General features: G+C 60.7%; 6 protein-coding genes. 3 read left to right on the top strand and 3 right to left on the bottom strand.

Going from position 1 to position 11788, the window contains the following annotated elements; translation table 11 throughout:
* Positions 1 to 22 precede the first annotated feature (22 nt).
* Positions 23 to 541, bottom strand: a complete 519-nt coding sequence (locus N7D90_RS11255) for a sigma-70 family RNA polymerase sigma factor (protein ID WP_261742226.1) — start codon at positions 539 to 541, stop codon at positions 23 to 25.
* Positions 542 to 770: 229 nt separating this feature from the next.
* Here N7D90_RS11255 and N7D90_RS11250 point away from each other — a divergent pair, with 229 nt between their 5' ends.
* Positions 771 to 2882, top strand: a complete 2112-nt coding sequence (locus N7D90_RS11250) for a condensation domain-containing protein (RefSeq protein ID WP_261742225.1) — start codon at positions 771 to 773, stop codon at positions 2880 to 2882.
* 45 nt (positions 2883 to 2927) lie between these two features.
* Here N7D90_RS11250 and basC read toward each other — a convergent pair whose 3' ends face one another.
* Positions 2928 to 4247: a putative histamine N-monooxygenase gene (gene basC / locus N7D90_RS11245; protein ID WP_261742224.1), complete on the bottom strand. Its 1320-nt coding sequence runs from the start codon at positions 4245 to 4247 to the stop codon at positions 2928 to 2930.
* 31 nt (positions 4248 to 4278) lie between these two features.
* Complete coding sequence (locus N7D90_RS11240; RefSeq protein WP_261742223.1) at positions 4279 to 8619, bottom strand: amino acid adenylation domain-containing protein; 4341 nt, start codon at positions 8617 to 8619, stop codon at positions 4279 to 4281.
* Between the two features lie 113 nt (positions 8620 to 8732).
* Here N7D90_RS11240 and N7D90_RS11235 point away from each other — a divergent pair, with 113 nt between their 5' ends.
* Both N7D90_RS11235 and N7D90_RS11230 read left to right on the top strand, forming a co-directional pair.
* Positions 8733 to 9908 (top strand): isochorismate synthase MenF, encoded by a 1176-nt coding sequence (locus N7D90_RS11235; RefSeq protein ID WP_410012290.1) that lies wholly within the window; start codon positions 8733 to 8735, stop codon positions 9906 to 9908.
* Positions 9909 to 9934: 26 nt separating this feature from the next.
* Positions 9935 to 11770, top strand: coding sequence for a (2,3-dihydroxybenzoyl)adenylate synthase (locus N7D90_RS11230; protein WP_261742221.1), 1836 nt, complete (start codon positions 9935 to 9937; stop codon positions 11768 to 11770).
* The last annotated feature ends 18 nt before the right edge of the window (positions 11771 to 11788 follow it).

Below are 11788 nucleotides of genomic sequence, written 5' to 3'. Positions count from 1 at the left end.
ATGGCGCTGCGGATTTAATTGTTCACGGCCCGGTCGCCGATGCGAAGGGATGACAGGCCCGCAGGCCCGCCGCGATGTATTTTTCGACAGAGGACACCGACACTTTCAATTCGGCGGCGATGTCCCGATGGCCCATGCCATGCAGCTTGCACAGCAACAGTGCTTCGCGGGCCTTGGGCGGTTTGGCATGCAGCGCGTCATCGATTTGCACCAGCGCCTCGGTGGCCAGCGCCCGCACCTCTTCCGACGGCACCAGCGGTTCGGCCTGCTGCATCAGGGATTCCAGGTGGCAGGCTTCGCGGTGACGGCGACGATACAGGTCAATCACCATGCCTTTGGCGATCTGGGTCAGGTGGCAGCGCGAGTCTTCAATCGAAGGCACGCAGCCCTTCTTGATGAGGTTGAGATAGATATCGTGGGCCAGATCCGCAGCGTCCGCCGAATTGCCCAGCCTGCGCCGCAGCAGGCTGCACAGCCAGCGGTGATGGTCGACATACAGCCTTTCGAATTGCTGTTTGGACGCAAACGCTCCGTTGTTCACAACACCTCTCCTGAGACGAATCCACCCGCGATCAGCTTTTGACTAATGCGAATATGTATGATTATTATTTGCGATCATACGGTGTTCATAAAGCTCCTGCAACGCAACCGGATTGCACGTCCTCTGACGCCCGGGTTCCCAGGCGTTACACCAGACCGAGGATGGGTCTGTCGGCACTTGGTGCCATCTCTACTTCTTACTGTTCAGTTTGATAAGGCGGGAAACTTCCATGATGGAACTCACTCCAGATACGTTTTTGAAACGGTCTGCCACCGATTACGAAGCGCATATCTGGCTTTTGCAGCAGCAATATCCTGATCGCATTCTCAAGCACTTGAGTGCCTGGAAACTCGACGCGGATGCCGATTCCGCAAGACTGGAGTCAGCACTCCAGGCGGTGATCGAATCAATCCCCGAGCTGAATGCCCGCTACCAGTTCAACGATGACGGCGAAGTCGACAAGGTCCAGGCGCGCGACTGGCAAGCGTGCATCGAGCGCATTCAGGTGACCGGTGACGCCAGCCACTACCTGCTCCCCGAACAAGCCGCGCCGTGGGACGCTGAGCATCAGCCGCCGTTCAAGGCGCTGATTATGCAAACGCCGGATGCGCCCATCCTGGCGCTGGTCCTTCACCCGATTCTTGACCAGACCTGCCAGGCAAACGACCTGTACCGCAAGATCATGCACACTCCTGATGCGCCACTGCCTTGGCTGCACCGCCATGCGGACATCGGCGAGAACGCCGCCCAAACCGAAACACCTGAAGTTGCAGCCATTATCCTCGCCGAGTTCCGAGAAGCCCTGGCGGAACCGGGCATGCTGGCGACGGATGACTTCTTCGACTTTGGCGGCCACTCGCTGCTGGCCACCCGCATCATCGGCAAGCTGTTGAGCAGCCACGGCATCGAAGTCCAGTTCAACGATTTCTTCAGCGCACCCTCGGCAACCGCCTTGGCGGCACGCGCCCAGGTCATCGCGAGAAACGCTGCACCAACGACCGCCACCTGCTCGCCGCAAGACGTACAAAAAGCACCGTTTGCACTGGCCCAGGCATCCCTCGGACGCGCTTACGCCGCCTTCGAATTCGGCACGATCTTCAACCTGCCGTTTGCCATGGAGTTTCTCGACACGGTGGACGAAGCGCTGTTGGAGCAGGCATTCCATGACCTGCTTGAGCGCCATGCCAGCCTGCGTAGCACCTTCCACTTCGAGAGTGGTGAGGCATACCAGCAAATCGTGCCAACCTCGCAGCTACCGCAGTTCAAGTGGTTCTGGCCGAGCCGCGAAAGCCAGGGTGCCACCCTGCAAAGCGAAGCCACCTATCAGTTCGATCTGACCCGCGAGTTGCCCCTGCGGGTGCGCTTCATTCAGGACGCGCAACATCAACGCCAAACCTTGTCGCTGCTCGTCCATCACATGGCCATTGATGAATGGTCGCTCAACGTGATGATGGAAGAACTGGCCCAGGCTTACCTGGCCCGTGCGGCCGACAAAGCGCCCGTCTGGAAAAGCCCGGCACCGTCCTTCCATGAATTCGCCGTGCGCCAGCAAGCTGCCGGGATCAACCAGAAGCACCTCGACTACTGGACCAGCATGCTGCGCGATGCCACCCGTGGCCTAACGCTACCCTCCTCCGAGGCACAGCCCGCACAGGTATCGACCAAGGCCCAGTGGTTTGAGATCAAGCCCACCCAAGGCACGACCGACCACCTGTACGCCTTCGCCCGGCAGAACAACGCTTCACTGTTCGGCGTGGTCTATTCGGCAATCGTGCTCTCCCTGCACAAGCTCGGGGATTTGAAAGACCTGGTAGTGGGCACGTCGGCTTCCGGTCGCACAGATCCCGCGTATTACGACACGGTCGGCTACTTCACCACCATGGTCGCGCACCGCGTGCAATTCGATTCCCGGCAAGCCGTCGGCGCCATGATTGAAAACGTCAGCCGCTTGATCAACGATTCGATGGCCTACGCCGATGTGCCGATGGAGCAGATTCAACAGGCCCTGGGCATGACGCCAGCGGATGGACTGCTGTTCGACGTGTACATCCAGATTCACGCCAACAACGCCTTGAACGGCGCCCTGAGCACACCGGATAACGGCGCGATCCGCTACCGCCAGATTGACCCGGACAAGAACCAGTCGATGTTCGGTATTCAGTTCGAGATCATGGAAAACACGCTCGACGGCAAGCGCGCATTGCGCCTAGTGATTACCTACCGTTCGGATCGCTACAGCGCAGCGCAGATGACCCGCATGAGCGCTACGATCGAGCAGATGTTCGCGCTGTTCGCGACACCTGGCGCCGACGGCATCACCCTGGACCACATCCGCGTCTGACCTTCAACAGGGCCTTGGTAACACCAAGGCCCTGCCTTTCACGCACTAAACCTCATGCATGCCATAACGCTGGAACGACGAGCGCTTGGGCAGGCGGTAGTGCGGACGGCCGAGCAGTTGATTGGCAATACTCGCATTACGAATCGCGGCAACGCCCAGGTCCGGCGAGCCCACGCCATGCTGGAAGATCTCGGCGTTCTGCACAAAGATACGCCCTGCCCCGTCATCACAGCGACGTGCGGTGAAGTCATCCTCCACAAGGCAGTCACCGTACTCATCGGTTTCCAGCACCGTGCCTTTGAGCCGCTCAAACCACTGCGGCCAGGCATGCCCGTAGCCCGTCGCGGCCACAATCGCGTCCGCCTCCAGGCTGCTGGTCTGGCCCAGTTCACGATGCCGATAGGCAATACGCAGCGTACCGGCGACATCCTCGACCGTCTCGACTTCACAGTTCGACAGCAACGTCAGACCCGGATCACTGCCGCCAATGGAGCGCTCATAGATCAAGTCGTAGATAGCGGCGATAGTGGAAAAACTGATGCCCTTGTACAACAAGCCCTGCTTGGCCACGACCTCACGACGGCGCTCACGCGGGAGGCTGTGGAAGTACTCCATGTAGGACGGCGTAAAGCACTCCTGCCCCAGCTTGGAGTATTCCATGGGATGGAAACCCGCCGAACGAGTGATCCAGCAGATCGAGGCGCCTGCGGCAATCCGCTCGGGGGTCAGCTCATTGAACAATGCGAGCACGCACTCGGCGGCACTCTGGCCAGAGCCAATCACGGTGACACGCCGACATTCCGACAACTGCGCCTGGCGCTTGCCAAACTCCGCCGAATGCATGATGGGTACCGTACTTTTCACCTGAGCCCATTGCGGTAATATCGGTGTGGTGCCGATGCCTACCGCCAGGTTTCGGCTGGAATAGTAGCGCTTGAAGCCTGACACGGACTGGCTTTCAATCAGGAATTTCCCGGCTCCCGCGTCGTAAGTCACATCACAGATATCCTCGCCGAAGTGGCACGTCGGCAACTGCTGCGAAGCCCAACGACAATAGTGGTCGTACTCGCGGCGCGGCACCTGGAAGTTCTCGTAGTAATAGAATTGGTACAGGCGATCGTGCTGGTGCAGGTAATTCAGATAGCTCAGTTCGTGGGTCGGGTCGGCCATCGTCACCAGGTCCGCCAGAAACGGCACCTGCAACGTGGTGCCCGGCAAGAGCAACCCTTCATGCCAACGAAATTCAGCTTTGCGATCCAGGAAAAGGCTGGTCACGCCGGAATGTTTGGACAATAAAGCGGCCAACCCGAGGTTAAAGGGCCCGATGCCTACACCGGCGATATCTACAGTGGGTAAATCCGTCATCCAATCTGTCTCCCTGGGTATTGCTATGTGGTTATGCGCAGGCGAGCAATCGCTCGACATCTTGTGCGTTACGGCAACGCAGTAATTGTCCGGGGGAAAGCGTCACGGCAAGTTCCTCTTGGAACCGGGCAGCGATGGCTTTCAAATGCTGGGGCCGCAGACCCAGACTGATGAAGTCGACCGAAGCATTGGCGCCGTCCTGCGGCGGCCTGCCCAACACACTCAGGTAGATCGCCAAGACCTTGTTGCCCTGCGTTTCAACGACCTCTTCGGCAGGCTCCAGCAACAAGCTGCGGGCACGCGGGCGATCAGGCTTGCCGTTTTGCGACAACGGCAGCACCTCCACCGCCTGGAATTGCGTGGGCACATGGGATTGCGGTAAGTGCTCGCGGGCGAACTGGCGCAACGCGGCGGCGGTCAAGGGTGCGGCGTCTTCGGCACTCACGTACAGCGCACCGATGTTGACCTCGCCCTGGCGCTGTTCGCCGTAGTCCACCACCAGCACGTGCCTGACCGCAGGATGCTTGATCAGCTCGATCTCGATGTCGGGCAGCGACACGCGCACGCCGCGCACCTTCACGTAGCCATTCACGCGGCTGTCGAACATCAACGTGCCGTCATGGCGATAGCGCCCGCAGTCACCGGTACGAAATGCACGTACGGCCCGGCCGTGCTCATCGATGACACTGATGAATTCGGTTTGTGCCAGCGCGCCGTTTTCCAGGTAGCCCAGGGCCAGGTTGACGCCTGCCGTATGAATGCGGCCGACAACGCCTGCTGGGCAATGCGCTCCCTGGGCGTCGAGAACCAGATAGCGGTTGCCCGGTAACGGTCGCCCGTAGGGAATTTGCAGCTGGTCATCGGCAGTGATGTCGTGCCAGATGCTCCAGATCGTGGTTTCTGTCGGCCCGCCCAGGGAAATCAGGCGGGACGATGGCAGCAGCCCGCGCAACTCGGCGATCACGCCCGGCTTGATGTAGTCGCCGCCCTGGGCGATCAGGCGCAGGCTGGCCAAGTCATGTTCGCCACGGCACGACAGCAGCATTTCCAGAATAGCCGGTACGGAACACCACAGCGTCACACGGTGCCTGGCGATCAACTGATTCCAACGCACCGCATCCTTTTCCTCGCCGACGCCAGGCAGTACCAGAGTGGCGCCGGCCGTCAGGCAGCCGAGCACATCGAATACGGACATGTCGTGGTGCAGCGGGGTTACCGACATGAACACGTCGATCTGGCTCACGCGCCAGTGTGACAAGGTGCTGCCGATGACATTGGCCGTGGCGCGGTTGCACAGCACCACGCACTTGGGCTTGCCAGTGGTGCCCGAGGTGTAGAGGAAATACGCCGGCGCTTCGCTCATTGAGCGATCATCCAATATTGGCGCACTGGCTTGCGGCCCGGCCAGCAACTCGTTCGGCGTGGCCTGGGCATGCCCGACCGTCTCGCCCGAGCTGATGACCACCAGATCTGGCCGGCAGTTTTCCAACAGATACTGCCGACGCTCTTCTGGCGCCGAGGCGTCGATAGGCACCCAGATCACGCCCGTCAATGCAGAGGCCAAGGTCAGCATGGTGTGCTCCGGGCTGCGTGGCAGGCAGATGGCGACCACTTGGCCCGGCCCGATGCCACGGGCCTTGAACGCCGCAATGACACGCGACACGCCCGATCCCAGTTCGGCGTAGCTGATCTGCCGCTCGCCGCTGATCAGGGCGATCCGTTGGTTGGCGGGGTCGAACAGGTGCTTGGCGATTTGCGCCAGGAACCCTTCGGCACTGGCTTCGGTCGTCGAGCTATTGAGGCAATAGTGAGACGTGTCGATGATCGCGGCGGCGTTCATGGTGAACTCACCGCTGGCGCTGATTTGGCTGATGGCCTTTTCCAGCGCATCCAGGATGTCGTGAACCACCGCTGGGTCCAGGACTTCCCGTGCATAGTCGATATCCAGCACCAGCGCGCCCTCGGCGTTGGTCCAGAAGCGAATATCCATGGCCACCTGAGGCGTCTGGGTCAGGCCGCCTTGCAACTGCATGAGACTATCCGCCGCCAACACCGGCCAGGAAAAACCATTGGTAATCACCACCGGCAGCACCGGCCCAGGGCCGTGGGATTCGAATAGCAACCGGGCGAGGTCCACGCCCGAATAGGCCAAGTGTTGCAGCCCTTCCAGCACGTCCACTTGCAGCTTCGCCGCACGCTCCGTAAAGGTGCTGGGAGCCTCGCTTCGGTTGATCGCGATAAAGCTGGAACGGTTGGCAAATGCACCGCCCGTTTGCGGCGCAACCGGTACCGCCACGCACAAGCCACCTTCATCGAGCCAGTGGGACAGCACTTCCATCACCAGCGCCATCAGGGCGGAGTTCTTGAATAGCCGCTGCCGGGCGCCTAATTTGCAGAATGCGTTGAATACCGCCTTGGGCACTTGTCGGCTTTGGCGCTCGTAGCGCGATGCCCGCACTTGATCGAGCGGCACGCGCCATGGCAGGCGTGGTGCGCCCGTCACGTCGGTGAGTTTGGTCTTCCAGTAAACCGCGTCGGCCTTGCGCTGGCACGTCTGATCCACAGAGGCAGGCACAGCCTCGGCAGCGGGCTCATCGCTTATCAGGCCATCGAACAGCTCGACCAACAACGCAGCAATGGAGCGGCCGTCGAGGATCAACGCATCCAGGCGCACGAACACTGTCAGCTGATCGTCGGGCAGGTGGAAGATCGTGACATTCCAAGGCGAACGGTCCAGCTCGAAGATGGTGTGGGCGTATGCCTCACGATACTCATCGACGTGCGCCAGCGCTGCTTGCGACGACATCGATGTGAGGTCAACTTCCTCAAGATTGATGCAAGTTTCATCGCTGACATAACTCACCAACTTGAGCGCATCCACCCGTGTGCGCAAGCTGTCATGGCGCTGCACCATCGCCACCAGGCGACTGCGCAGCAGCGTCGGGTCCATGGCCCCGTGGTATTCACGAAACTCCTGCATGGCCACACCGCCAAGAGGCATCTGAGTGCCACGGCCCAATAAGTACGCCTGCTGTAGGGCTGACAGCGGTTTTTCGAGAGTGCGCGAAACACCGACGTTGAGCGTTTGATCCAACGCACGAGAATCGGCCGCCACTTCCTGCGTGATCGCCACAAAACGGTCAAAGAGCGTCGTTACCCACGGCAGTGGCAACGCATCAAGACGGATATCCCAATTGATCAGGATACCGCCATCGGCGCAGGCAATCTGTGCATCAAGAGCCACCTGCGGCCCTTGGGAGATGACCCAATTCATCGAGCCGAATACACGCCGCACGCGCGGCGAAAGCAAGTCGCCGCCGGGCATGTCCAGCGCGGCAGTAAAGACCACCGGCGCCAGCTGTGGTGAGCCCTGATGGCGGGACAGATCGCGCATCACATTCACGCCCGGATAGGCACAATGCTCAAGCAGGCCGACCACTTTTTTCGCCAGTTGCGCACACAGCGCGGCCGGCGTGGCGGCGGACTCGATGTCAACATCCAGAATCAACACATTGGCGAAGTCACCCACCACGCGCTCAACATCATCCACCAACGGCTGGCGCCAGAACGTCGGTACATTGAGACGGAAACTACGGTCGCCGGTCTGCGCCCCGAGCGCCGCCGCAAACAGCCCCATCATCAAGGTCGACAGGGTAATCCTGCGTTCCCGTGCCACTTGTTCCAAGGCCTGGCGCTCGGCGGGACCCAGCCAGGTATGGAGTCGGTGGCTATGCGCTTGCTCCGGCGGGTGTTCAAGCAATGGCAAGGTGGGTGCCGGGGCAACGTGCGCCAGGCGCTCACGCCACCAGGCACGGTCGCGATCGCGGGCGGCCTTGAGTGCCGGGTCGACACGGACCTTATCGTACCAATCAAAGAAGGATGGCGTATTCGGCAGCGTGTCATCGGGCTGCTCGTAAAGCCGGGCCAGGTCTTCCATCAGCGTGCGGAAACTGGATGGATCGATGGCGATCATGTCGGTATCGACATGCAGGCGAAACCTATCGTCCGCCAACAGGCTCACTGAAAACCGGGCGCCCGGCTCATGACCGAGGTCCAGTTGCTGATGTGTCCACGTTTCCCGTTTGGCTAGCAGGTGCCGGGCGGCCTCCGGCTCGGTCATCGCACGCAGGTCTTCGACTTCCAACTGAGGCGATTGGTCCACGGCAGCAATGGATTGCAGCCCTTGCGCATCCACCCGCATCCGCAGCATCGGATGCAGCAGGCTGGCCCGCCCAAGCGCTTCGCGTAACCGGTCGAGTTCGATGGAATGTCCATCGAACTCGACATAAAGATGAGCCGAAACTCTCCCTAAAAAGGCATGAGCAGTACGCCCGATCCAACAGGCGGCTTGCATCGAAGTTAACTCTCTCATGGTCCACTCATGTGATTGACAAATCTAAATGATTAGCGTCACCTATTAGAAACGATAATGATTATATTTCAAGGTAAAAATTTTTGACCACAAGCCACGGAGGCTTTCTGCAAATGAGAACGGGCACCCTTAGGACGAGCGACATGGATGAGGTGCAACAGCTGGACCCAACGCGGAGTTTTTCATTCACCTCCGGTGATCATGAACTAGCTGTCAGCGGCATATTGCAACGCATCGAAACTCCGGCCATCGCCGGCGAAAACGCCAGCAGCCTGTTTCAAAAAACCGTTTCGCATGCCTTTGAACAAGCGCGCAAAGCGGGCCAGGCCAACCCGATCATCGTCGGCGCCATCCCCTTCGATCCCGCTGAAGCGTCCTGCCTCTACATCCCCGAACACGCCGAGTGGCGCGCCCGCAGCGGTGCCGTGCAAACCGGTGCGGCCTCAATGCCGGAACTGCTTGAACAAAAAAACATACCGGACGAGCAAGGCTTCAAGCGCACGGTCGAACACGCCATCGTCAACTTCCGCTACAGCGACGTACGCAAGGCAGTGCTCTCGGTTCAGCGCGAATTGCTGTTTGCCCAAGATGTGGACGTGAGCACCATGCAGAACAATCTGCGTGCCCAGAACCCCAGCGGCTACCACTTCCGCGTGCCCATGCCGGACGGCGCCACGCTGATCGGCGTCAGCCCCGAATTGCTTGTGCACAAGGACGGCCTGGACTTCGTGTCCAACCCCCTGGCCGGCTCGGCCAAGCGCATGGCTGACCCCGAAGCCGACCGTCGCAACGCCGACTGGCTGGCCGCCTCGGAAAAAGACCACTACGAACACCGCCTGGTGACCGAAGACATCGCCTCCCAGCTCGGTGAATTGTGCACACAACTGAACGTGCCACGGCGCCCCAGCCTGATCAGCACGCCTGCGCTGTGGCACCTCTCCACCCGTATCGAAGGCACCCTGGCCGACCCCAATATCTCGGCCCTGCAGCTGGCTTGCCGCCTGCACCCTACCCCTGCGGTCTGTGGTTTCCCGACCGAACGCGCCCGGCACCTGATCCGCTTCGTCGAACACGTCGAGCGAGGCCTGTTCACCGGCATGGTCGGCTGGTGCGACGCCCAAGGTAACGGCGAATGGGTCGTGACCATCCGCTGCGGCACCATCAAGCGCAACAAGGTCCGCCTGTTCGCCGGCGCCGGCATCGTCGAAGCCTCAAGCCCCGACTCCGAATGGACAGAAGTCCAGACCAAGCTCGGCACCATGCTGCGCGCATGCGGCCTGGCCCACTAACTTCCCCATTTTTATCAGTGACCCCCATGACTCTAGAATTCACGCACTGGCCCCTCGACAGAGCACAACGCTATCGGGAAAACGGCTACTGGATCGATCAACCCCTCACCCACTTGCTCCAGGCCCGCAGCCAAGCACAGCCCCAGGCTTGCGCGATCATTTGCGGCGAGCGTCGCTTCAATTACGGCGAGCTGGACCAACTGTCCTCCAACCTGGCCTCGCACCTGGCCGCCAACGGGCTTGGCCACGGCGACACCGCGCTGGTGCAACTGCCCAACATCGCCGAGTTCTACATCGTGCTGTTCGCGTTGCTCAAGGCCGGCATCGTGCCGCTCAACGCGCTCTACAGCCATCGCAAACTGGAACTCAAGAGCTACGCCAAACAAATAACGCCGAAGCTGTTGATCGCCTCCCGTGAGCATGAAGTGTTTCGTGATGACGGCTACCTCGCCGACCTCAACGAAGTCGGCGCAAGCCCTCAGGTCACGCTGTTCCTCGGCGAACAGCACGCCCCCAACAACCTGGCTGCCTGGATCAAAAGCCCAAGCGACAGCCGCGTGGATTTCTCCCCCAGCGCACCGGATGAAGTTGCCCTCTTCCAGTTGTCCGGCGGCAGCACCGGAACCCCCAAGCTCATCCCACGCACCCACAATGACTACCACTACAACGCCCGTACCAGTGCCGAGGTGTGCGGCCTGACCGCACAAACACGCTTCCTGTGTGCCCTGCCGGCAGCGCATAACTTCCTGCTCAGCTCGCCGGGCGCTCTGGGCGTGTTGTACGCGGGCGGTACCATCATCATGGCACCGAGCCCAGAGCCGCAGACCTGCTTCGCAATGATCCAGCGCCACGAAGTCAACACCGTCGCCCTGGTGCCCAGTGCCGTCGCGTTGTGGCTGCAAGCCGCGCCGGAGCACAGCGAGCAACTGCAATCGCTTGAATACCTCCAGGTCGGCGGCGCTGTATTCGCCGACTCGCTGGCCCGCCAGGTCCCCGGTGTGCTCGGCTGCAAGCTGCAGCAGGTGTTCGGCATGGCCGAGGGCCTGATCAACTACACCCGCCTAGATGACACCGACGAGCAAATCTTTACTACCCAAGGCCGCCCGATCAGCCCAGGGGACGAAATCAAAATCGTCGATGAACAAGGTGTGCCCGTAGCGAACGGCGAGCCCGGCATGTTGGCTACCCGGGGCCCCTACACCTTCTGCGGCTACTACAAGAGCCCCGAACAGAACGCCCAAGCCTTCGATAACGAGGGTTACTACTACTCCGGTGACCTGGTGCAAATGACGCCCAGCGGTGACCTGCGCGTCGTCGGCCGGGTCAAGGATCAGATCAACCGAGGTGGCGAAAAAGTCGCTTCCGAAGAGATCGAAAACCTCATCGTGTTGCACCCCGACGTCACCCATGCCGGGCTGGTCGCCATGCCCGACGCCGCACTGGGGGAAAAGAGCTGCGCCTTCGTCGTCTCGCGCAATCCCAACCTCAAGCCGCCCGCCCTGCGCCGCCACCTGATGGAGCTGGGCATCGCCGAATACAAACTGCCCGACCGCATACGGCTGATCGACACCATGCCGCTCACCGCCGTAGGCAAGATCGACAAAAAACAGCTGCGCCAACTGCTGACGGCGGAAACCACCCGCGCCTGGCTGAAAACCCGCGTGTTGCAATTGATCGAAGACGGTGAAGAACTGGACCCGGAGGAAAACCTGATTTTCTACGGACTCGACTCCCTGCAAGTGATGAAACTCGCCGCCGAACTCAAGGAACGTGGCATCACCGTCACCTTTGAAGAGCTGGCCGACTCGCCCACGCTCGCCAGCTGGTGGTTGCTGGTGGACACACGGCAAATAGCGGCCTGACCGGGCCGCTTCGCCCAG

Origin of the sequence: Pseudomonas fragi, assembly GCF_025426255.1 — a bacterium.
Taxonomy (GTDB): domain Bacteria; phylum Pseudomonadota; class Gammaproteobacteria; order Pseudomonadales; family Pseudomonadaceae; genus Aquipseudomonas; species Aquipseudomonas kulmbachensis.
Note: the sequence above shows the minus strand (reverse complement) of the source record. Positions and strands in the feature narration are given on the sequence as shown.